The 22,410-nt window shown below is 66.3% G+C and carries 22 protein-coding genes; 15 read left to right on the top strand and 7 right to left on the bottom strand.

The features are described 5' to 3' along the window. Nucleotides 1–233: 233 nt before the first annotated feature. The 3 genes from JHD67_RS04450 to JHD67_RS04440 all read left to right on the top strand — a co-directional run bounded on the left by JHD67_RS04450 (nucleotide 234) and on the right by JHD67_RS04440 (nucleotide 3,871). Nucleotides 234–2,003 carry a peptide-N4-asparagine amidase gene (locus tag JHD67_RS04450; RefSeq protein WP_199097729.1) on the top strand — a complete coding sequence of 590 codons (1,770 nt, stop codon included), beginning with the start codon at nucleotides 234–236 and terminating at the stop codon, nucleotides 2,001–2,003. 163 nt (nucleotides 2,004–2,166) lie between these two features. Then, on the top strand, nucleotides 2,167–3,171 hold the full coding sequence (locus tag JHD67_RS04445; RefSeq protein WP_199097727.1) for an energy transducer TonB: 1,005 nt from the start codon (nucleotides 2,167–2,169) through the stop codon (nucleotides 3,169–3,171). Between the two features lie 205 nt (nucleotides 3,172–3,376). Next, entirely contained in the window at nucleotides 3,377–3,871 is a 495-nt protein-coding gene (locus JHD67_RS04440; protein ID WP_343214308.1) for a hypothetical protein, read from the top strand. Between the two features lie 60 nt (nucleotides 3,872–3,931). Here the strand turns inward: JHD67_RS04440 and JHD67_RS04435 are convergent, their stop codons facing one another. Beyond that, complete coding sequence (locus JHD67_RS04435) at nucleotides 3,932–4,468, bottom strand: gamma carbonic anhydrase family protein (protein ID WP_199097723.1); 537 nt, start codon at nucleotides 4,466–4,468, stop codon at nucleotides 3,932–3,934. A gap of 24 nt (nucleotides 4,469–4,492) precedes the next feature. Beyond that, nucleotides 4,493–6,208: a patatin-like phospholipase family protein gene (locus JHD67_RS04430; protein WP_199097721.1), complete on the bottom strand. Its 1,716-nt coding sequence runs from the start codon at nucleotides 6,206–6,208 to the stop codon at nucleotides 4,493–4,495. A 146-nt stretch (nucleotides 6,209–6,354) separates the two neighbouring features. On the opposite strand from JHD67_RS04430, the gene JHD67_RS04425 reads away from it, so the two are divergent. The 10 genes from JHD67_RS04425 to JHD67_RS04380 all read left to right on the top strand — a co-directional run bounded on the left by JHD67_RS04425 (nucleotide 6,355) and on the right by JHD67_RS04380 (nucleotide 15,699). After that, nucleotides 6,355–8,397 (top strand): M3 family metallopeptidase, encoded by a 2,043-nt coding sequence (locus JHD67_RS04425; RefSeq protein WP_199097719.1) that lies wholly within the window; start codon nucleotides 6,355–6,357, stop codon nucleotides 8,395–8,397. Nucleotides 8,398–8,455: 58 nt separating this feature from the next. Then, on the top strand, nucleotides 8,456–9,238 hold the full coding sequence (gene xth, locus JHD67_RS04420; protein WP_199097717.1) for an exodeoxyribonuclease III: 783 nt from the start codon (nucleotides 8,456–8,458) through the stop codon (nucleotides 9,236–9,238). Between the two features lie 11 nt (nucleotides 9,239–9,249). Beyond that, nucleotides 9,250–9,927 carry a YecA family protein gene (locus JHD67_RS04415; protein WP_199097715.1) on the top strand — a complete coding sequence of 226 codons (678 nt, stop codon included), beginning with the start codon at nucleotides 9,250–9,252 and terminating at the stop codon, nucleotides 9,925–9,927. Between the two features lie 160 nt (nucleotides 9,928–10,087). After that, complete coding sequence (locus JHD67_RS04410; RefSeq protein ID WP_199097713.1) at nucleotides 10,088–10,921, top strand: pirin family protein; 834 nt, start codon at nucleotides 10,088–10,090, stop codon at nucleotides 10,919–10,921. A gap of 369 nt (nucleotides 10,922–11,290) precedes the next feature. Beyond that, nucleotides 11,291–11,749 (top strand): SPFH domain-containing protein, encoded by a 459-nt coding sequence (locus JHD67_RS04405; protein ID WP_199097711.1) that lies wholly within the window; start codon nucleotides 11,291–11,293, stop codon nucleotides 11,747–11,749. A gap of 162 nt (nucleotides 11,750–11,911) precedes the next feature. Continuing rightward, nucleotides 11,912–12,559, top strand: a complete 648-nt coding sequence (rsmG, locus tag JHD67_RS04400; RefSeq protein WP_199097710.1) for a 16S rRNA (guanine(527)-N(7))-methyltransferase RsmG — start codon at nucleotides 11,912–11,914, stop codon at nucleotides 12,557–12,559. 41 nt (nucleotides 12,560–12,600) lie between these two features. Next, nucleotides 12,601–13,467 carry a ParA family protein gene (locus JHD67_RS04395; protein WP_199097708.1) on the top strand — a complete coding sequence of 289 codons (867 nt, stop codon included), beginning with the start codon at nucleotides 12,601–12,603 and terminating at the stop codon, nucleotides 13,465–13,467. Nucleotides 13,468–13,469: 2 nt separating this feature from the next. After that, on the top strand, nucleotides 13,470–14,345 hold the full coding sequence (locus JHD67_RS04390) for a ParB/RepB/Spo0J family partition protein (protein WP_199097706.1): 876 nt from the start codon (nucleotides 13,470–13,472) through the stop codon (nucleotides 14,343–14,345). Nucleotides 14,346–14,523: 178 nt separating this feature from the next. Then, nucleotides 14,524–15,240, top strand: a complete 717-nt coding sequence (locus JHD67_RS04385) for a glycosyltransferase (protein ID WP_199097705.1) — start codon at nucleotides 14,524–14,526, stop codon at nucleotides 15,238–15,240. 93 nt (nucleotides 15,241–15,333) lie between these two features. Next, nucleotides 15,334–15,699 (top strand): DUF488 family protein, encoded by a 366-nt coding sequence (locus tag JHD67_RS04380; protein ID WP_199097703.1) that lies wholly within the window; start codon nucleotides 15,334–15,336, stop codon nucleotides 15,697–15,699. A gap of 22 nt (nucleotides 15,700–15,721) precedes the next feature. Here JHD67_RS04380 and JHD67_RS04375 read toward each other — a convergent pair whose 3' ends face one another. Together JHD67_RS04375 and JHD67_RS04370 are read right to left on the bottom strand one after the other, a co-directional pair. Next, a complete protein-coding gene (locus JHD67_RS04375) occupies nucleotides 15,722–16,666 on the bottom strand; it encodes a patatin-like phospholipase family protein (protein WP_199097701.1) in 945 nt (314 codons plus the stop codon). A gap of 76 nt (nucleotides 16,667–16,742) precedes the next feature. Further along, entirely contained in the window at nucleotides 16,743–17,726 is a 984-nt protein-coding gene (locus JHD67_RS04370) for a YafY family protein (protein WP_199097699.1), read from the bottom strand. A 143-nt stretch (nucleotides 17,727–17,869) separates the two neighbouring features. On the opposite strand from JHD67_RS04370, the gene JHD67_RS04365 reads away from it, so the two are divergent. Beyond that, nucleotides 17,870–18,772 carry a hypothetical protein gene (locus JHD67_RS04365; RefSeq protein WP_199097697.1) on the top strand — a complete coding sequence of 301 codons (903 nt, stop codon included), beginning with the start codon at nucleotides 17,870–17,872 and terminating at the stop codon, nucleotides 18,770–18,772. 114 nt (nucleotides 18,773–18,886) lie between these two features. Further along, nucleotides 18,887–19,708, top strand: coding sequence for a DUF481 domain-containing protein (locus tag JHD67_RS04360; RefSeq protein ID WP_199097695.1), 822 nt, complete (start codon nucleotides 18,887–18,889; stop codon nucleotides 19,706–19,708). 116 nt (nucleotides 19,709–19,824) lie between these two features. On the opposite strand, the gene hemC is transcribed toward JHD67_RS04360, so the two are convergent. From hemC to JHD67_RS04345, 3 genes are all read right to left on the bottom strand, one after another. After that, the gene (gene hemC, locus JHD67_RS04355; RefSeq protein ID WP_199097693.1) at nucleotides 19,825–20,742 is read right to left on the bottom strand and encodes a hydroxymethylbilane synthase; all 918 of its coding nucleotides are present in this window, start codon (nucleotides 20,740–20,742) and stop codon (nucleotides 19,825–19,827) included. A gap of 116 nt (nucleotides 20,743–20,858) precedes the next feature. Then, nucleotides 20,859–21,563, bottom strand: a complete 705-nt coding sequence (locus JHD67_RS04350; RefSeq protein WP_199097691.1) for a LytTR family DNA-binding domain-containing protein — start codon at nucleotides 21,561–21,563, stop codon at nucleotides 20,859–20,861. Then, nucleotides 21,544–22,410, bottom strand: an 867-nt coding sequence (locus JHD67_RS04345; protein WP_199097689.1) for a histidine kinase, incomplete at its 5' end; no start/stop codon positions are given. The genes JHD67_RS04350 and JHD67_RS04345, both read right to left, overlap by 20 nt.

Raw genomic sequence — 22,410 nt, 5'->3', positions numbered from 1 at the left:
GGCGCCTTGCGCACAACTGACGCACGACTGCCGCCGCAAGACTCTGCGTCGACCGTGCCAAGCCCGGCACCAACGTGCATGGCACGCACGGCCGCCACCACGACGTGTTAGCGCTGACGAACTCGTCCCGACGTGATGGTCGGAAATGGCGATCCATACGGCTGAACGCTCACCGGTGTTCCGCTCGTGTTAGCGTGCGCGATACAGGGGGCACATTGCGGGGAGTGAACGTCATGTTGCCTGAGGGTTTCGTCCGCCATCGCCTGGCGGCTGCCGTACTTTTGTGTGTGTTGGCTGGCGGCGTTGCCGCGCCGGCGAACGCGGATCCGGTGGTGGGTTCGACCAATCTGGTCGTGGCCGACCCTGGCGTGCCGCGACCGCCCGGACAGCCTTGCGTGGTGAATTTGTTCACCAACGACAGCTTCGATGATTTCGGTACGCGACCCTTCAGCTATACACCGCCTGTTTCATGCGGTGGACCGTGGGCCAAGGTAGTGCTGGAAGCGGATTTCTCGGTGACCGCCGGTCGCCAGTACGACCGCACCGCCACCGTGTGGCTCAATGGCGTGAATCTCTATTTCGGCACCACGCAAGAGCCGTCCTCCACGGTCTCGCCGGCGTGGCATGTGGAGCGCGACCTCACCGATTATGCCAATCTGTTCAAGGGCACCGGCCAGGGTCAGGCGATCATCGGCAACCTGGTCAACAGCACCTACACCGGCGTGATCCACGGTAGCGCGCGCCTGCTGTTCTACCCCGCTTCCGCGCGCGCTCGCGCGGCGGAGGTACCCGATGCCGTGGTTCCGCTGGGCAGTGACCCGGTGGGCGGCACCGTGAGCCTCAACACGCCCACCGACACGCTCACGCGCACGCTTACTTTGCCGCTCAATGTGGAACGCCTGTATCTGGATGTATTTACCCAGAGCCAGGGCGGCGATGAGTTCTGGTACACCTGCGTGCCCAATACGTATGCCGCGCAGGTGCAGGAATGCGGCGGCGGCAATTTCCGCGAAGCGGAAATCAGCATCGACGGGCAGCCGGCCGGCGTGGCCCCGGTGTATCCGTGGGTTTATACCGGCGGCATCGATCCGTATCTGTGGCGCCCGACACCGGGTGTGCAGACGCTGAATTTCATGCCGTATCGCGTGGACCTCAGTCCGTTCGCCGGCCAGCTCAGCGACGGTGCGCCGCATCAGATCGCCCTGCAGGTAGCCGGTGCCAACGGTTCGTTCTCGGCCACCGCGGCCCTGCTGGTGTATCGCGACGCGCACGCCAAGCAGGTAACCGGCAAGGTGACGCGCAACACCCTGGTAGGCCAGGCACCCACGCCGGTCATCGGCAGCACCTTGGCCACCGATAGCAGTGGCAATACCACCGGTGCGATTACCACCAAGCTGGATCGCCGCTTCGTCATCGAAGGTTATGCACAGACTTCGCATGGCCGTGTGACCAGCACAGTGACGCAAAATGTGGGCTTCGACGATCGTCAGACCTTCACCATCAACACCAGCACGTATCGTCAACAAACCTGGCAGCGCACCTGGGTGGAAAGCGTGAGTGCGAGCCGCGTCGGCGGCTTGCCGCCGGTCGAGCGACGCCAACGCTATGAGTATCCCTTCACGCTCGACTACAACCAGGTCATCGGCAGCGATGGCAGCACTACCGCGGCCAGCACCATCCACCAGGGCTATACGCAGCGCGGCGAGCAGCGTCTGTTTGGTCTTCCGGTCTATGGCTACGACGTGCATAACCAGATGGATAGCGCCGATACCCTGGTGTTCGATGCCTCAGGTGCCTTGAGCAGCCACAGCGGGCAGCAGAGTGCGCAGACCTATGCGTTCCATGACACGCGCGGCAGTTGCTATCGCACCGACCTGACCACGCAAGCGGGTGCGCTCGCCAGCTATCGCACCGGCAAGGGCTGTCCGGATCAGCAGAACCGTGTGTCGTGGTTCGCTCGTCCCGATGGTTCACCTGATAGCAGCCTGCTGCAGGGTCATTAAGCAGCACCGGCGGATGACAGTCGTAGCGCCCTGATGGCTGCGACTGTGATCCGCCTCACAGGGAGTGCTGCGGGGCAACATCTTCGCAATATGGCCCCACTATGCTGGCGCGCCCTGCGGGCGCTTGGCTGCGCCCGCGTTCACCTCATTAGTTGCGCCGCCCATGTCCTCCGCTGCTCCGCGTCGTACCCAAGGTATTGCCCGCTATACGTTTGTGATGGTGCTGGTATTGATGGTGCTGGGTGGCGCGTTCATCTACTGGCGGCTGCGGGCACTGGCCGACGCGGATATGCCCGCACCGACGACGGCGGTAACCTCCGGCCCGGTGGTGCGCGAAGGCGCCGGCACCGAGGAACTCCTGCAACACGCGCGTGACGCCATGGCGGGCCGACGGCTGCTTGCGCCGGCCGGCAGCAATGCGTTCGAGTTCTATCTGGCCGTGCTCAAGCGCGAACCGGACAACCGCATCGCGCAGGATGCGCTGCGTGAAACGTTCCCGTTCGCCGCCCAGGCGGCCGAGCAGACCATCGATGCCGGCAACGCGGAGGAAGCTCAGCGCGAGATCGATCTGCTCACGCGCGCCGACCCGCAGAATTACACCCTTACGTTGTTGCGAGCGAAGTTGCAGGCGCAGCAGGACGCGCAGGCACAGACATCCGCTCCGCGCGCGGCCGCGCCCGCACCGGTCAGGCACGAGGTATCGCCCAGTGCACCGGCACCCGTGCCGACACCGGCGGTCGCGACCGCGCCCACGGCGGCGCCGATCGTGCAGAACCCGGTGCCGGCGAAGGCAACGGCGGAATCACCGCTGGCCAAGCTGCATGTCGAATCGACATCGGTGGAGGCTGCGCCTCGCCAGGTCGCCAAGCCGCGCGCGCCCGCGTTGGCCGATGCCACGGGCAGTGCCGCGCCGGTGCTGACGCGTCGCGTCGAGCCGGCCTACCCGGCGGAGGCTCGACGAGCCCGTCGCCAGGGCTGGGTGGACGTGGTGTTCACCGTGCAGCCCGATGGCAGCGTGAGCGGTGCCAGCGTGGCCGATGCCGATCCCAAGTATGTGTTTGATCGGGCGGCGCTGGCGGCGGTGTCGCGCTGGCAGTTCACCCCGAGCACGCAGGATGGCAAGGCCGTGACCGCGCAGGTGCGCCAGCGCATCGAGTTCCGGCTTTGAGTCAAGTGTGATGCGAATCACATTTGACAGTGCGCCACCGTTTGGACGGCCATTCCAAGTCATATCCCTGACATGAAATGTCGATAGCGTGACAGTCCCGCCGGGAGAGCTGCATACAGAGACTCCTGCGTGCGGTACTCATTCGACAGCGGGTGTCATGTCTCGGTTTGCATCTATCGCGCCGCGCAAGCGGGCGCTCTTGGCTGTGTCCGTTGTAGCGTTATGCGTGGCAGTGGCGGCCGGCTGGTGGCTGCTCGGTTCGCATGGCGCGCCGGCCGCATCGAGCGCAAGCACGCAGGCGGCCGGCGGCAAGGACGATAGTGGCGTGGGCATCCTGCTGGATCTGGCCAAGACCGCCGTGAGCGAGCATCGCCTGGTGGCGCCAGCCGGCAGCAACGCGTATGAGTTCTATCTCAGCGTGCTCCAGCTGGACCCGAGCAACGCTGTCGCGTTGGAGCAGCTGCACGAGTCGTTCCCCAACGCGTCGGCCGAGGTGGAGCGCGCCATCAACGACAGCAATCTCGATGAGGCGCAACGCGAGCTGTCGCTGCTGCGCGAATTCGACAGTACCAACTACATTCTCTCGTTGCTCGGTGGCAAGCTGGATGCGCAACGACAGATCCAGATTCGCCAGGACGAAGCACGCGCGGCGGCAATGCAGGCGCAGCAGCACTCCGCCAATACCGGTTCGATGCTCTGAATCGACGCGTTGGCTAGTGCAGCTGGTGTCGGCTGCACGGAAAACGGACGCGATGCGTGCTCACAGCGCGGCGAGGTACTCGTCTTTCAGGCGCACATACTGATCGGCCGAATAGTGCAGCTGCTCGATCTGCTTGTCGCTGAGCACGCGCACCAGCTTGGCCGGATTGCCCAGCCACAGCTCGCCCTCGCCCACCACCTTGCCCGGCGGAATCAGGCTGCCCGCACCGACAAAGCCATGCTTCTTCACCACCGCGCCATCGAGCACGGTGGCGTGCATGCCGATCAGGCAGTAATCCTCGATGGTGCAGGCGTGGATCACCGCGCCGTGGCCGATGGTGACGCCTTCGCCGATCACGGTGGGGAAGCCGCCGGGTGAATACGGACCATCGTGGGTGACGTGGATGACGGCGCCATCCTGCACATTGCTGCGTGCACCCACGCGGATGTAGTGCACGTCGCCGCGCAACACCGCGCCAGGCCAGATGGAGACGTCGTCGGCCAGTTCCACGGCGCCAATCACGCTGGCGGCGGGGTCAACATAGACGCGCTGATGCAGGGTGGGCCAGATGCCCTTGTACTTGCGAATGGGTTCCATCGCTGGAGTTTAACGCCGCTGGCGTCATGCCAGCGTCTCCAGCACCTTCAGCGTATGCCGGTAGCCGGCCTCGATGGCGCGCTGCCAATCCTTCCAGTCCAGCATGCCGATATGTTCCAGCGGCGGCGTGATCAGTAGATCGGCGCGTTCGCGGCGGTGCTCGCTGGGGCCTTCGCTGTTCACCATGGCCGCGCGAACCAGGGTGGACATCAGCCCCGGCCGCTGGATCGCGCCGCGTCCGAGCAGCAGTCGCCACCATGGCGGCGTGGCGAATTCCTCGGCGGTGGTAAGCAGGGAAATCTCCGCTCGAATGTCGATGGCCGTTACGTGGGCCACCCCATCCTCGGTCATTACATCGGTGGGCAGGTTGTTCACCAGGGCCCCATCCACGTACACCCCGCCCCGATGCAGCACCGGCGGCAGCACGCCCGGAATCGCGCTGGACGCGCGCAGCCACAGCCAGAGCGGACCGCGTCGGTGTACCACCATGCCCTCGCCCGACAGGCTGGTGGAGATGCAGAAGAACGGCAGCGAAAGGTCCTCGATATCGAGTGCGCCGAAGGTTCGTCGCAGCATGGCCGCCGCGCGTCGACCACGGGTAAGCGCTACCACGGGCACGGTCCAGTCCGACAGCGGGCGCCCTTCCACGAAATCGCGGCGAAACGATTCGACCATCGCTTCCAGCTCCCAGCCGGCCGCCACGCCCGCACCGATGATGGCGCCGATGCTGGTGCCGCCCACGGCGTCGAACGTGTGGCCTGCCTCGCGCAAGGCACGCAGTGCGCCCAGGTGCGAGACGCCGCGTGCCCCGCCACCGGCCAGCACCAGTCCGCGCGCGTTGCCGCTTGCCAGCCGCGCCAGCCGCGCCAGGTCGTCGCGACCGCCCACATGATGGTGCTGCAGGTCGCCCTCGAACTGCGTCCGCCAGCGTTGGGCGGCGCCCAGGCTGGGCTGTCGACCAGGGTGCAGCAGAATCAGGTGGCGCGGGCGGTGACCGGCGCGCTCGGGCTGCATGGGGGCGGCGTCCGGCCAGGGGCGTGCCGTTTGCGATGCCATTGCCGGCAACAGCAGAACATCGGCCTGGCGCAGGCAACGCTGCCGCCACACGGGGTCGCCCATGCAATCGAGGTAGATCACGAAGCGCGCCTGCGCTTCGCGCTCGGCGAACCAGTCGCTGCCGCGGTTGGCGCCGTGCTCGGCATCGATCACCGCGCAGCTGCCCCAGTGTTCCAGTTCCATCGCCAGTTGCATGGCCAGCGAGCGGGCCGGTACATCGGCGCTTACCGGCAGCAGGGCGAAGGTGCGCGCGGTGCCGGGGCTTTCGTCGCCGCGCATGCGCTCCTGCAGGCGGCCTATGGCTACCCGCGCCACCCCGAGCATGGCCTGTGGATAACGTCGCGCCAGCGCCTCGTAGGCGGCCAGGTCCAGCCGCAACAATTCCGAATCGCGCAGGGCGCGAGCGGTGTGCTGGCGGCCTTCGCCCGTGATAAGGCCGATCTCGCCCAGGCTGTCACCGGCGGCCACCAGGCGTACGCGCTGCGCCGGCCCGGCGAATATCCCAAGGCTGCCGCTGACGACCAGGTAAAGCGCGTCGGCCGGGTCGCCCTGATGGAACAGGCTGCGGCCGCCGGGCAGGGAAAACCATTGCAGTTCAGGGAGCAGCGCGGCCAGCGCCTCGTCCCCCAGGTGCCCAAACACGTCGCTTCGACGCAGCAGGGCGGAGAAATCAGGTGTCGACATGGGGGCGATGGTACGGCGCGCCTGATGACAATTCGTGAGCGTTGGCCGATGCGCGCGGCTTGATTTCACCCGGGGCGGTCGCCACGCTGGCGCACGACCCGCAGGCAACGCCGCAGGCGGCCGGTCGGGCGACTCGAGGAGATTTCATGGAACAACACAATCCGCTGCTGGCCGACGACACCTTGCCGGCGTTTTCGCAAATCCGTCCCGAACAGGTGACGCCTGCCATCGACACCCTGCTGGCCGACTACCGCGCCGGCATCGAGGCACTCACCGCCCCCGGTGCGGCGCAGGATTTCGCCAGCGTGATGCTCACCCAGGAACGCCTGGAGCAACGCCTGGCGCGCGCCTGGGCGCCGGTGGGGCATCTGCATTCGGTGGCCGACAGCGAGGCCTTGCGCCAAGTGTATGGACCGGCGGAAGAAAAACTCACCGAACACGCCATCGAGGTGGGCCAGAACCGAGCGCTATACCAGGCGGTGCAAGCGCTGGCCGATGCGCCGGATTTCGCCGGCCTGCCGCGTCCCGAGCGTGCGCTGGTGGAACACGCCTTGCGTGATTTCCGCTTGTCCGGCGTGGCGCTGGAAGAGCCGGCACGGTCGCGCTATCGCGACATCGGCGTGGAGCTGAGCCGCCTGTCCACCGAATTCTCCAATGCCGTGCTGGACGCCACCGATGCCTGGCACGAGCACATCACCGATGAGCGCGATCTGGCCGGCGTGCCCGAATCCAGCCTGGCCGTGCTGCGCCAGTACGCCAAGGAGCAGGATCTCGACGGCTACCTGGTGACGCTCAAGCAGCCCAGCGTGCAGGCCGTGCTCACCTATGCCGACAATCGCGGCCTGCGTGAGCGCGTCTATTGGGCCTATCAAACGCGTGCCTCCGATCAGGGCCCGCAGGCCGGCAAGTACGACAACAGCGCGCGCATCGAACGCATCATGGCGCTGCGCCATGAGGCCGCGCAGCTGCTCGGCTTCGCCAATGCCGCCGAGGAATCGCTGGCGACCAAGATGGCCGGCTCGCCCGCGCAGGTGATGGAATTCCTGCGTGACCTGGCCAACCGCGCCAAGCCGGTGGCGCGCGCCGAGCTGGCCAAGCTGCGCGAGTACGCCGCCACCGAGCTGAAGCTCGATAACCTCGAATCCTGGGACGTCGGCTACGCCTCGGAGAAGCTGCGCCAGCAGCAGTACGACCTGGACGAAGAGCAGCTCAAACCCTATTTCCCCCTACCGGCGGTGATCGATGGTCTGTTCGGCCTGACCCAGCGCCTGTATGGCATCACGCTCAGCGCGCGCGACGGTGTGGATGTGTGGCATCCGGACGTGCGCTATTACGACGTGCGCGACGCCGACGGTCGCGTGTTTGCCGGGGCCTATGTAGACCTCTACGCACGCAACGGCAAGCGTGGCGGGGCGTGGATGGACGTATGCCGGGCCCGCTTCCGCGATGGCGAGCACGAACAGCTGCCGGTGGCCTTCCTCACCTGCAACTTCGCGCCCCCCACCGAAGGCCGTCCCGCGCTGCTCACCCACGACGACGTGCTCACCCTGTTCCACGAATTCGGCCACGGCCTGCATCACCTGCTCACTGAAATCGCGCTGCCTTCCATCGGCGGTATCGACGGCGTGGAGTGGGATGCGGTGGAGCTGCCCAGCCAGTTCATGGAGAACTTCGGCTGGAATCGCGAAGCGCTCGATCTGTTCGCGCGCCACTACGAAACCGGTGAGCGCCTGCCCGACGAGTTGTTCCAGCGCATGCTGGCGGCGCGGCATTTCCATGCCGGCCTGTTCCTGGTGCGTCAGCTGGAATTCGCCATGTTCGATTTCCGCCTGCACCTGGAGTACGACCCCGCCCAGGGTGCGCGCACCATGCAGGTGCTGGAAGACGTGCGCCATGACGTCGCCGTGCTGCATCCACCGGCGTGGCAGCGGTTTCCGCATGCGTTCTCGCATATCTTTGCGGGCGGCTACGCCGCCGGTTACTACAGCTACCTGTGGGCCGAGTTGCTCAGCGCCGATGCCTTCGGCGAGTTCGAGGAACATGGCGTGATCGATCGCGCCACCGGCGATCGCTTCCGCCGCGAAGTGCTCGCGGTGGGTGCCAGCCGTCCCGCGCTGGAAAGCTTCATGGCCTTCCGCGGCCGCGCACCGGAGCCGGATGCGCTGCTCAAGAGCCACGGCCTGGCCTGAGCGTGACCGCCGCCGCTCCCTTCGGGGCGGCGGCGCCTTCATCGCTTACAATGCCCGCATGAAAATCGCCTCGTGGAACGTCAATTCGCTGAAGGTGCGCATGCCGCACCTCACCCAATGGCTCGCCGACGCCAAGCCCGATGTGGTCGCGCTGCAGGAAACCAAGCTGGAGGACGCGAAGTTCCCGGTCGATGAACTCGCCGCGGCAGGCTACCGCGCCGTGTACTCCGGGCAGAAGACCTACAACGGCGTGGCGCTGCTGGCGCGCGCCGACGTGCATGGCGAGTTTGCGGACGTGGTCACCGACATTCCGAACCTGGACGATCCGCAGCGGCGCATCCTGGCCGCCACCATTGGCGGTGTGCGCGTGGTGGATCTGTACGTGGTCAATGGCAAGGCCGTGGGTGATGAAAAATATGCCTACAAGCTGGACTGGCTGGCCAAGATGCGCGAGTTCCTCGCGGGCGAGATCGCGCGCCATCCGAAGCTGGTGGTGCTCGGCGATTTCAACATCGCACCGGACGACCGCGACGTGCACGATCCGGACGCCTGGGGCGAGGACATTTTGTGCTCGCCGCCAGAGCGCGAAGCCCTTCGCCGCATCACCGATCTGGGCCTGCACGACAGCTTCCGCCTATTCGAAAGCGGCGGCGAACACTACAGCTGGTGGGACTACCGCCAAGGTGCTTTCCGGCGCAACATGGGCTTGCGTATCGACCTGATCCTGATCGGCGACGCACTCAAGTCCAAGGCGATCGCGGCTTCCATCGACCGCACGCCGCGCACCTGGGAGCGACCGTCCGATCACACACCGGTGACGGTGGATCTGGATATCCAGTAACAAGGCAACAGATGAATACACCCAAGACCGACTGGCCCAGTTCGCTGGACGACAGCGAACTCGACGAATTGGACCTCTACCTGCGCGCTCACGTCGGCGAAGGCGATCTGTTGCTCGATGGCGTGCACGGCCTGCTTTCCGCGCTGGCCGTGGGCCCCATCCAGGTGCTGCCGGAAGAATGGCTGCCGGAGGTGCTGCACGAGCCGTTCGCCGACGAAAACGAAGGCAACCGCGTGCTCGCCCTGCTGGCCAAGCTCAACGATTCCATCGGCGCCGAGCTCGACGTCGATGCGTACGAACCCATCCTGGGTGAAATCGATACCGAAACCGGGCCGGTGCTGTCGGCGGCGGGCTGGTGCGAAGGCTTCAGCCGCGGCATCGACCTGCACGCCGGGCTGTGGGAAAAGCGTCTGGCCGATGACCCGCACCTGATGGAACTGTTGGGGCCGGTGATGGCGCTGGCGGTGGACGAAGGCGTACTCAATGCGGATGCGGAGTTCGAGAAACTCACCGACGATGAATACGACGAGTGCCTGACCCAGGTACCCGTCGTTCTCAATGCCGTGAACCAATACTGGCAAGCGCATCCCGTTACCCAGGCCGAGCTGGAAGCCGCCGTGCAGGTGGCCAGCGATACCGGCTCCGATACCCCGCCGCCGCGTCATCGCAGCGGTCACTGGGTGCATTGAAGGTTGGTATGAATGCCGTGGCGCGGCGCGCGCGATAAGGCCACGCCGCCGCGTCAGGCGTTTTCCGTCGCCAAGCGAACAATCCGTTCCCGTTTCGGGTCTTGGGTGCGCCGCCGTGCGGCGTCATCATGCTGGGCAGTCCAAACCTTTGGAGACTCCCATGACCGAACGCAGCATTCTTCGCCGCATCCGCGGTACCGACACCTCCGATGGTGCAGGCGTCAAGCTCAAGCGCGTCATCGGCCAGCCCGGTCTGGACATGCTCGATCCTTTCCTGTTGCTGGACGAGTTCCGCTCCGATCAGGCCGGTGACTACATCGCCGGTTTCCCGGAGCATCCGCATCGCGGTTTCGAGACCGTGACGTACATGCTGGCCGGCCACATGAAGCATCGCGACAACCACGGCAACAGCGGCGACCTCACGCCGGGCAGCGTGCAGTGGATGACCGCCGGTCGCGGCATCCTGCATTCGGAAATGCCGGTGCAGGAAGACGGCCTGATGTGGGGCTTCCAGCTGTGGGTGAACCTGCCGGCCAAGGACAAGATGATCGCGCCGCGCTATCAGGACATTGGTCCGGAGCGCATCCCCGTGGTGCATCCGGCCGAGGGCGTGGAAGTGAAGGTGATCGCTGGCGGCTTCGACGGCGTTACCGGCCCGGTGGCCGGGATTCTCACCCAGCCGATCTACCTGGATATCGCCGTGCAGCCGGGGGCTTCGCTCAACGTGCCGCTGCCCGAGGGTCACGCGGGCTTTGCCTACGTGTTCGACGGCAAGGAGGCTGAGGTGGCCGGCGAGCCGCTGGCGCGCAGCGAACTGGCGGTGCTCTCGCGCAGCGGAACGCTGCACATTCGCGGCCTCGACACCGCCGCCCGGGTACTGCTGGTGGCCGGTCAACCACTCAATGAAAGCGTGACCCGCTACGGACCGTTCGTGATGAACACGCCCGAGCAGATCCACGAAGCCATTGCCGACTTCCGCGCCGGCAAGTTCTAGCCCTACAAGGGCCGCCCCGCACGGGGCGGCCCGTGCGTTGTGCCGTGCCGGCATTCGCCCGGCGCCGCTTGGCCACGCGCTACCTCGGCCCGCGACTGATTGCTTTCGCTCAAGCCCCGACCTTGCTCCGCCGTTAACCCGTTTGCCGTAGGGGGAATCCGGCGCGGCGGCACGGCTGGCCCGATCGATGCAACGCCATCCGTGCCTGCCGCCAGGTTCACTCCATCAACGAGGTAGCCCCGGCAGCGCCTTGTAAAAAGACATTAGTTCATCGTTAAATTGGGATTAATCTAAACGGGTGCAACCAGCTGTATCATCAACTTACAGCTCCTTGCAAGAGTTCACCCCTAAGTCCTTGTATTAAATGACATGAATGCCCTGATTACGCTCGTTGTCCTGGCCCTGTTCGCGATGCTCGCGAACGCGCTCAAGCGCGTGCCGGCCGACCAGGTGCATAGCCTCTACCGTCGAGGCAAGCCGTACCGCCTGCTGCAGCCTGGCCTGCATGTGGCGTTGCCGCTGATCGATCGGGTGGAGCATCGCATCCAGTTGAGCGGTCAGGTGTTGCGCTTTGAGGAACCGCTGCCCAACGCCCACGATGTGCGCGGCACCGTGTATTGGCAGGTGCTGGAGCCCGAGCGCGCCGACGCGGTGATCGAGCAGGCTGACCAGCTGATCCGTGGCGGCGCCCTGGCGGCGCTGCGGCAGGAGCCGGAGGCCTATGCCAGCGACCGTCGTGACCTGAGCAGCCGCCTCAAGCAGAGCATGAATGGCGCGCTGCGTGAGCGGGGCATGATGGTTACCCGTGTGGAACTGGAATTTGCCTGACCGACGTTGCGCTGGTCAGGCCATGGCGAAGGCTGCCTTCAGAGCGCCCGCCACAGGGGAGTCCCTTGAAACCCGCTACGGCGGGTTTTTCTTTGTCCGCGCTGGCGTCGCGGGCCGCTGGCCCGGATACTTGCGACCCTCGATTTTCCAAGGTGTTTTCCCATGAGCTCGCGCCACGAACTGCAAACCCGGCTGGAACGCGGCATCGCCTCGCTGGGCCTGCAACTGCCGGCTGCGTCGGTGGAGCGCCTGCTCGACTATCAGGCTCTGCTGGCCCGTTGGAACGCCACTTACAATCTCACCGCCGTGCGTGACCCGGCCGACATGGTCAGCCGTCATCTGGTGGATTCGCTGGCGATCCTGCCCTACGTACAAGGCCAGACCCTGGCTGACCTGGGCACCGGCCCGGGCCTGCCCGGTATCCCGTTGGCGATTGCGGCGCCGGGTCGGGAGATCCTGCTGGTGGATTCCAACGGGAAGAAGGTGCGCTTCCTGCGCGAAGCCATTCGCTCGCTCAAGCTGGAGGGCGTGCGCGCCGCGCAATCGCGGGTGGAAGAGGTGGAAGGCCAGTTCGACTGCATCACCGCGCGCGCCTTCGCTAGCCTGGCGGACATGTTGGCCTGGGGTGGTCATCTTTTGACCAACAACGGCACCTGGCTCGCCATGAAGGGCAAGCATCCGGAGGAGGAATTGGCCGGCGTGCCGCCCGGTTTCGAAGTGCGTGCGATCCACCGTCTAGAGGTGCCCGACGTGGGCGGCGAGCGTCATCTCGTGGTGATCGGCCGGACAGGCCACGGATCAGGCTGCTAATCTAGCCCCCCTTTACATTCGCGCACGGTATCGACGACACCATGGCCCGCATCATCGCTGTCGCCAACCAGAAGGGCGGCGTCGGCAAGACCACCACCGCCGTCAACCTCGCTGCCGCGCTGGCGGCCGCCAAGCGCCGCGTGCTGCTGGTGGATCTGGACCCGCAGGGCAACGCGACCATGGCGTCGGGCGTGGACAAGCGCGTGGCCAAGCCCAACGGCTGCGAAGTGCTGCTGGATGAAGCGCCCATCGACCAGGCCATCATCAAGACCGAAGCGCACTACGATCTGCTCCCCGGCAACGGCGACCTCACCGCCGCCGAACTCAAGCTGATGGACGCGATCGCCCGCGAGACCCGCTTGAAGGATGCGCTGGCGCTGGTGGCCGATCGCTACGACACCATCCTTATCGACTGCCCGCCCTCGTTGCACCTGCTCACGCTGAACGCGTTGGCGTCAGCCAACGGCCTGTTGATTCCGGTGCAGTGCGAATACTTTGCGCTGGAGGGTCTCTCCAGCCTGCTCGATACGGTCAAGGCCGTGCGCCAGCGGCTCAATCCCTCCCTGGAGATCGAAGGCCTGCTGCGCACCATGTACGACGTGCGCAACAACCTCGGCAACGAGGTGTCGGCCCAGCTCACCCACCATTTCGGCGACAAGGTGCTGCGCTCGATCATTCCGCGCAACGTGCGCCTGGCCGAGGCACCCAGCCACGGCCAGCCGATTCATCTCTACGATCGCAGCTCGCGCGGCGCGATTGCCTACATTGGCCTGGCCGGCGAGATCATCCGTCGCGAGCGCGGCCAGCACCTGGCGGCCGCCAGCGACCACGCGGGCGATGTCAGCGCGGTGCTGCATGACGACGCCGACGAGACGCTCGACGACACCGTCGACATCCATCAGGAGTAAGCATGTCCGCTGCGAAAAAACGGGGCCTGGGACGTGGGCTCGATGTGCTGCTGGGTGGTGGTGCCGACGAACCGGGCAAGCCCTCGGTGCTGGAGCAGGAAGGCGAGCTGCGTACGTTGCCGATCCAGCAGATCCAGCCGGGCAAGTACCAGCCGCGCCGCCACTGGAACGATGAAGCGCTGGACGAACTGGCCGCCTCCATTCGCGCCCAGGGCCTGATCCAGCCGGTGGTGGTGCGCGCCATCGGCAAGAACAGCTACGAGCTGATCGCCGGCGAGCGCCGCTGGCGCGCCGCCCAGCGCGCGCAGCTGTCCGAGCTGCCGGCGCTGGTGAAGGATGTGCCGGAAGTGGCCGTGCCGGCCATGGCGCTGATCGAGAACATCCAGCGCCAGGACCTTACCCCGCTGGAAGAGGCCGATGCGCTCAAGCGCCTGATCGACGATTTTGACCTGACCCATCAGCAGGCAGCGGATGCCGTCGGCCGCTCGCGCGCCGCCGTGTCTAATCTGTTGCGCCTCACCGAGCTGCCCGGAACCATCAAGCGCCTGCTCGACGAGGGCAAGCTGGAGATGGGCCACGCGCGCTGCCTGATTACCCTGCCCGAGAGCCTGGCCGAAGGCCTGGCGCTTGAAGCCTCGCGCCGTGGCTGGAGCGTGCGCGAGCTGGAAGAAGCCGCCCGTCGCGTGCAGACCGCGCCCAAGGGCAAGGCCAAGAGCGCATCCGGCCGCGATCCCAATGTGGACGCGCTGGAGCGCGAACTGGCCGATCGCTTTGCCACCCGCGTCGAACTGGCCCAGGGCCGCGGCGGCAAGGGCAAGCTGGTCATCCACTACCACAGCAACGACGAGCTGGAAGGCATCCTCGGCAAGATCCGCTGAGTGGATGTCGCGGGGGCTGAGGCAGACTCGGCCCTTCCACCCCCTCTCCCCGGAGGGGGCTCGCCGCGCTGGCTCTGGCGGGCCCACGGGGTCACGCGCGCCCCTGACGCCAAGCCTTCCACCCACTAGAATGGCGCCCTGGCGCCACACGCCCCGTGTTTTAGACAAGGCCCCCTCCATGCCCCAACTGTCCGTCGTCGTGCCGGTATTCAACGAGCGCGACAACATTCCGCCGTTGCTCGCCGAGATCGCGGCCGCCCTGCGCGGCAAGATCGATTTCGAGATCATCTACGTGGATGACGATTCCAGCGACGACAGCGTGGCCGTGCTCGCTGCGGAGAAGCCGCAGTACCCGGAGCTGCGCATCGTGCGCCACCTCACCCGCAGCGGCCAGAGCACTGCCGTGTGGAACGGCGTGCGCGCCGCGCGTTCGCCGTGGATCGCCACGCTGGATGGCGATGGCCAGAACGACCCGGCCGATATCCCCAAGCTGCTCGCCTCGCGCGCCAGCGCCTTGGAGAACGTGCGCCTGTTCGCCGGCTGGCGTACCACGCGCCGCGACAGCTTCAACAAGCGCATCTCCTCCAAGATCGCCAACGCGGTGCGCTCGCGCATGCTCAAGGACAGCACGCCCGATACCGGCTGCGGCCTCAAGCTGTTCGATCGCGAAGTGTTCCTGCGCCTGCCCTACTTCGACCACATGCACCGCTATCTGCCGGCGCTGGTGAAGCGTGCGGGCTTTCAGAGCACCAGCGTGCCGGTGGGCCATCGTCCGCGCACGGCGGGCAGTTCCAAGTACGGCATGCTCGACCGCCTGTGGGTGGGCCTTGCCGACCTGCGTGGCGTCGCCTGGCTGATGCGCCGTGGCAAGGTGACCCAGGTCGAAGAGATCTGATGGCGTGGCCCGCGCCGCACGCGGGCCCGTTGCGCGACGGTGTCTTCATCGGCGTATGCTCTTGATCCTCCTTTGCCGGAGGCCGCCCGTCTCATGAGTATCGCCGTTAAGCGCATCTTCGAACCCGCAAGCGAAGGCGATGGCTATCGCGTACTGGTGGATCGGTTGTGGCCGCGCGGCCTCAAGAAAGAAGACGCCGCGCTCGATGCCTGGAGCAAGGAGCTGGCGCCCTCGGCTGCGCTGCGCAAATGGTTCGACCACGACCCCGCGCGCTGGGAGGGCTTTCGTCATCGCTATGCCAGCGAGCTCGATGCGGCCGCCGAACACTGGCGGCCGCTGCTGACCCAGGCATCGCGTCATCGCGTCACACTGCTCTACGGCGCGCGCGATGAAGAGCACAACAACGCGGTGGCGCTGAAGAGCTACCTGGAGGCCATGCTGAAGGCCCATGGCGTGTAGTGAATGCGCCGAGGCGGCCGGCTCAGGGATTGCGGTGCGCGGGTTGCCAGTTGCCCAGTGCACGGCGTGCCTGTTCGCGGCCCAGTTCGATCAATTCGCGGGCCCGGTAGAACTCGTAGACCATGGCGACGTTGCGCGGCATGCGGATCAACAGATCCGGCTCGTACGCGGCCAGGCGCAGGCGCGACAGATTGGCCTGCATCAGGTCCATCGATTGCGTGAGCAACTCCAGCATGCCCGGCTCGCGCGGCTTCTCGGCGCCATGCGGGATGAGCTTGCCGATGAAGTCGCCGATGCGCGAACGGTAGCTGTCTGGCGCAGGCGCTTCCGGCAGGGGCAACTCCTCCGGCGTGGCCAGGTCGGGCGGTCCATCCAGGCTTACCGCGAACAGGTAGTCGGCGGTTTCGCGGATCAGCGGCGTCACCGGCACCGGGTTCAACAGGCCGCCGTCCACCAGCCGTCGCTCGGACAGCGTATGCGGGCGAAACACGGTGGGAATGGCAATGGAGGCGCGAATGGCGTCGAACAGGGAGCCGCGCGTAAGCCATACTTCGCGCTCGCGTTCCATGTCGGTCGCCACGGCGGTAAAGGCCAGCGGCAGTTCCTCGATCAAGGCATCGCCGATTAGCGTGCGCAAGGTGTCGATGATGCGCTCGCCCTTGATCAGGCCACCACCGGAGAGCGTCCAGTCCACCAGCCGGAGTACATCGATCTTGGCCAGTGCGGACACCCAGTCGCGGTACACCTCCAGCTTGCCGGCGGCGTAGATGCCGCCGATCAGCGCGCCCATCGAGGTGCCGGCAATGGCGACGATCTCGTAACCCTGGGCCTGGATCTCTTCGATGGCACCGATATGCGCCAAACCCTTCGCACCTCCGGAACCAAGCGCGAGCGCCACGGTCGGTTTCCGAGTGGCGATGCTTTCGACAGGCAAGGCAGAGGATTCGGCGATGTCGGTGGTACTCATGGAACGTGTGCCTGGGCAACGGGAAACCGCCCTAGCCTCGCCCCGGTACGGCGTATTGGCAAGCCTTGCCGATGACTCAGCGCGGAGACGACTGGTAGTCGCTCAGGGCGAGCTGCAGCTGGATCTTCATTTCCTCGCGCAGCGACAGCGGCGCGACCACTTCCGCATCCGGACCGTACTTGAGCACGTCCATCAGCAGCTCCTTGGAGTTGGAGTACGGCACCTGCAATTCGTAGCGGCCATCGGGCAACCACTCGCCCTTCTGCTGCGAATGCCAATGCTCGTCCGCCACCCAGCGCGCGGCGTGCTGGGAGAAGCGGATGGTGGCCCAGGCCTTGGGCTTGCCGGCGAAGATGCCGTAGCTGGAGGCGAGTGCATCGTTGAGTTCGCCTTCGGGCACGTCGCGCGCAGCGTCGTCCAGCGCCTGCGGCTCGGCGATGCGATCCACCGCGAAGCTGCGCAGGGCCTCGCGATCGTGATCCCACACATCCAGGTACCAGTTGTCGCGGTAGTGCGTCAGTCGTTGCGGCGACACGCGGCGATGACTGTCGGCGTTGGTGGTGCGCGCGCGATAGCGGAAGCGCAGCTGCTTGCGCTCCAGCACGGCGCCGGCCACCACGCGGAAAACCTGCTGGTCGAGCTTGCGCTCGCCCCAGGCGATCACCCGGATGCGCTCGATAGGCAGGGCCTTGCCGCTACCCTGGTCGGACAGCAGATGCTCGATGCGTGCCTTGAACGGCGCGAGCGCACCGGCCAGCACGCCGGGGCCGCTGCGTCCAATCAGCTCATTGAGGGCCAGCAGCGCGGCCAGCTCGTCCGAGGTCAGCCACAGGCCGGGCAGTTCGAAGCGCTCGCCCTCGCCCACCGCGTAGCGGAACGCGGCGTGCTCGCCACCGGCGCTTTCGATCGGGGCGCCCAGCGCATCGCGCAGGAACGCCACATCGCGGTAAAGCGTCGCACGCGAACACTCCAGCTCGTCCATCAGACGCGGCAGGGGCACGGGGTAATGCGCCGACTTCAGCAGCCGGTGCAAGGTGAGAATGCGCTCGTAACGATCCATGAAATGTTTTTCGACGGCAGCCTCCGCGTAGCATGCGCACCGTTGGCGGCCGCTGCAAGTACAACCTACGGTGGAAGCACACGGCATCACGCCGTAGTCATGCGCCCATGATCCGCCCTTCACGCACAGACGACAGAACCCTCATGAAGCAGCCAAACGACCTCCATTCCGAGGGCACCGACGATGCACAGCGTCGCGCCTCGGCCGTGCAACCACGGCCGTTGCAGACCACGTTGCTGCATGTCGCCTCCTCGGGTGGCTTTGGCGTGTGGCTGTTGCTTGGGCTGTCCCTGGCCATTGGGGTGTACCCGGCGGGACGGGGCGATGTGCTGGTGCCACTGGCGCTGGGCGGGCTGCTGATTGGCACGGGCTTGCTGTCGGCGTGCCTGCATGCGCCATGGATGCCGAACTGGCATGGCTGGCGCATCGGTGCGGGCTCGCGGCCCACCCGCGATGCGCTGATCGCGCTGGCCACCATCCTGCCGGTGCTGGCAGTGGCGGGTCTGGCGCGCGGCGACAATACGTTCTGGGTCACCCGGCTGGCGGCGACAGCGCTGGCGGTTTGCAGTTTGACCAGCCTGATCATCACTGCCTTCGGCGATGCCCGACGCCGTGTCCCGGCGATGGACTTACGTCTCGCGACGCAATTGCCGCTCAGTCGCGTCATTACCGCGGCCTACGGCGGCGGCCTTTGGCTGTGGCTGTGCGTGGCCGGTCAGGACAGCGACGGCACTGATGATGCCTCCATGAACTGGATCATCCTGCTGCTGATGCTGGCGCTGCTGCGTGGTCTGGTGGAGAACCTGCGCTGGCAGTCCGTTCTGATGCGCCTGCCGGGATTGCATCCACGCATGGAGCTGCAGCCGCGACGCTACCTGGCGGTGGTGCTGGAGTACGCCGTGCCCTGTGCGGCCCTGTTGCTGGCGAGCTTTGACGATGGTCGCCTGCTGGCGGCCGGCGTGGCCGCCCTGAGCTGCCTTTGGGGTATGGGGATCGAGCTGAGTTTGTATGATGAGGCCCTGGCGGCCCTTCCCAGCGACCGCTGACGTGGCTTTCCGGCGCCACCGCACCGGTCCAAGGCCGCCCCGTTCACAGGCAGTTCAATCCGCCCCGTTAAGGTGGCGGCCTGTTGTTGTTTAACGAAAAAGGAACAAATCCCCATGAAGAAGACCCTGATGGCGGGCGCTCTGCTCGCCGCGCTGGTGAGTTTTGGCGCACAGGCCGATGATGCTCCGGCGCCCGCTGCCAATCCGGCCGACAACGGCGGTTGGACGGGTTCGGGTGAGTTCGGTTTCGCCTCGTCCTACGGCAACTCCCGTTCGGAAAACATCAATGCCAAGCTTGGCTTGAGCCAGGAAAACGACCTGTGGAAGAACAACTTCTTCCTCAACGGCCTGCGTTCCAAGGGTGAAGTGCAGGTGGTGGACCAGTCCACCGGTGCCGAGGTCGGCCGCCTCACCACCACCGCCAACCGCTACGACTCCGGCGCGTCGGTGGGCTACAAGCTCGACCCGCGCAGCTACATCGTGACCGCCGCGCGTTATGAGCATGACGATTTCGGCGCCAACCTGTGGCAGGGTATCGTGTCAGTCGGTTACGGCTACATCGCCCTGAAGACCGAGCGTACGGAGCTGTCTTTCGAAGTCGGTCCTGGTTACAAGCGCTATCGCCCGGCGGATCTCTCCGAGGACGTGGGTGGCGTTCCCGTCAAGGTGCAGCAGGATTCGCAGAGCGAAGTCGTCGGCCGCGGTTTGATCAACTACAAGTACCGCATTACCGACAATACCGCGCTGGAAGACACCCTGCTCCTCGAAGCGGGTTCGAAGAACAAGTACTACCAGAACGATATTGGCCTGTCGGTCAGCATGACCCGCAAGATGGCGCTGAAGCTGGGCTATCAGGTGCGTTACAACAGCGATGTGCAGATCAACACCAAGCACACCGACACGCTGCTGACCACCAACCTGGTCTACAACTTCTAAGACAAGCGTTGAAAGGGCCTTGGCTTTGCCCAGCGCTGCCCAAGGCAGCACGCCCTTGATATGCAAAAAGCCCCGCGGCGACGCGGGGCTTTTTGTTGCGCCCCGACGGGCGGCACTCAATGATCGAGCAGCGCCCGCGCACCTTGCGCAAACAACGCGTCGGCCACCTGCAGACCCAGCGTGGTGGCGCGGTCGCCGTCGGCCTGTGCTTCGGCCAGCAGCAGCCGGCCGCTGCTGACGTCGCCGACCATGCCGCGCAGGTGCAGGCCACGCTCGGTAACCGTGCACCACGCGCCCACCGGCACGGTGCAGCTGCCGCCCAGCGCCTGGTTCATGGTGCGCTCGGCGGTCACGGCCAGGCGTGTCTGTGCATCGTCCAGTGCGGCGAGCAGCTCGAGTACGGCCGGTTGATCGGCACGCGCTTCGATGGCGATGGCCGCCTGACCCGGTGCCGGCAGCCAGTCCGGCGCGGTGAGGCGGCTGCGGATGCGGCTGGCCAGGCCCAGGCGCTCCAGCCCCGCGCAGGCGAGCAGGATGGCGTCGTAGTGGCCGGCATCGAGCTTGGACAGGCGCGTGCCCACGTTGCCACGCAGGTCGAGCAGGGTCAGGTCCGGACGTACCGCGCGCAGCTGGGCCTGCCGGCGCAGCGAGGAGGTGCCCACGCGCGCACCCAGCGGCAGCGCGCCGAGGTGGGCGTAGTCGTTGCTCACGAACGCATCGGCGGCATCGGCTCGCGGCAGGATCGCCGGCAGCGCAAAGCCTGGTTCCAGTTCGGCCGGCACGTCCTTGAGCGAGTGCACGGCAAGATCCGCGCGCCCTTCCAGCATGGCGACTTCCAGTTCCTTGAGGAACAGCCCCTTGCCGCCGATGGTGGCGAGCGGTTTGTCGAGGATCTCATCGCCGCGCGTGGACATCGGCACCAGCTCCACCTGCAGCCCGGGATGGGCGATGCGCAACTCGGCGGCGACGTGTTCGGCCTGCCAGAGGGCGAGCGCGCTTTTGCGGGTGGCGATGCGCAGGATCGATGAGGTCATGGATATCTCAAGGGGCGCCGCACATGCGCGACGTGGGGGCTGCATTGTCGCGTAAATACGGGCCACGCACAGGGGGGAGGATGCAACATGAGGTCGCATGCCGCACCGGCGTGTACTCACCCCATGCGCAGCAGGCGGCGCAGGTTGGGCAGGTTGCGGCGGCTCACTTCGGGGGTGAGTTCGGTGCCGCTCAAGCGAGCGAGCACGCGGCCGTCGGACAGGGATTTCAGGCCGATCAGGCGCTGCGACGGCACCAGGCAGTTGCGATGCAGACGGATCAGCTCCTGCGGGTGCGCCTCCTCCAACTGGCGCAGCGACTCTTCCAGCAGCAACTGGCCGCCACGATGCTGCACGACCACGTATTTCTCCTCCGCCAGCAGGCACACCACGTCGCTCAAGGCCACGCGCACCTGTTCGCCGCCAAGGCGGCCATGCAGGTAGCTCACCGTCTCGCGCGGTGTTTGCGCCAGGCGTTGGCGAGCGCGCTGCAAAGCCTCTTGCAGCCGTTCCAGGCGCACGGGCTTGAGCAGGTAGTCCACGGCGCCAAGCTCAAACGCGTGCAAGGCGTGGTTCTCATAGGCGGTGCAGAACACCACCTGCGGTCGTTTGCGCGCACCCAGGCGTTGCGCCAGCGTGGTGCCGCTCATGCCGGGCATGTTGATATCCAGCAACAGCACATCCGGCGACAGGTCGCCGAGCAGGCCCAGCGCGGTTTCCGCGTCACCCACGCTGCCGGCGATTTCCACCTCGGCGCATTCGCCCAGCAAAGCGGCCAGGCGTGCACGGGCCAGGGGTTCGTCGTCAACGATCAGGACGCGCATGCTCGGGTTCCGGAAGTTGCAGGCGGACGATAAAGCGGCCATCGGCGGGGCCGGCGTTCATGCGCGCGCGCGCCCCATAGCGATAGGCCACGCGCTGGCGCACATTGTCCAGGCCATGCCCGTGGCCGCCGGGAGCGGGCTCGGCCGGGCAGGGGTTGTCGATCTCGATGACGACGCCGTCGCCCTCGCGATGGCCGCGCAGGATCACTTCACCACCCTCGCGCGACGGCTGGATGCCATGGCGCACGGCGTTCTCCACCAGCGGCTGCAGTAGCAGGCGCGGCAACGGAAACGCCGCCGGCAGGTCATCCAGCTCGCGCCGTACGCGCAGGCGTTCGCCCAGGCGCAGTTGTTCGATGGCGAGATAGCGCTCGACCAGGATGAGTTCCTCGCCCAGGGTGCCGTCGCGGGTGCCGTGCTCGCCCAGCGCGGCGCGGAACAATTCAGACAGGTCCTCCACCGTGCGCTCGGCCGCGGCCGGGTCCACCCGCACCAGCGCCGCCACCGTGTTCATGCTGTTGAACAGAAAGTGAGGGCGGATACGCGCCTGCAGCGCGGCGACCTGCGCGGTAGCCACGGCGGCCAGGCGCGTCTGCCATTGGGCCTGCAGGTAGAAGTAGCGGAGCATCGCCGCCCCGAGCAGCGCGGCAATGGCGCTGTTGTAGGCCACGAAGGTGCGGGCGTTGTCGCCCAGCAGCTGCATTTCCAGCGCGCCGTCCAGCCAATGGACGATGGCGCTGGCGCTGGCGACGATCAACACCATCACCAGCCATACGCCCGCATACGGCAGTTGCCATGGCAGCCGCTGCAACAGCGGGCGCAGCTTGCACAACGCTACCGCGACCAC

Source organism: Dyella sp. ASV21 (genome assembly GCF_016428975.1).
Taxonomy (GTDB): domain Bacteria; phylum Pseudomonadota; class Gammaproteobacteria; order Xanthomonadales; family Rhodanobacteraceae; genus Dyella.
This window is presented reverse-complemented; position numbering and strand designations above follow the sequence as displayed.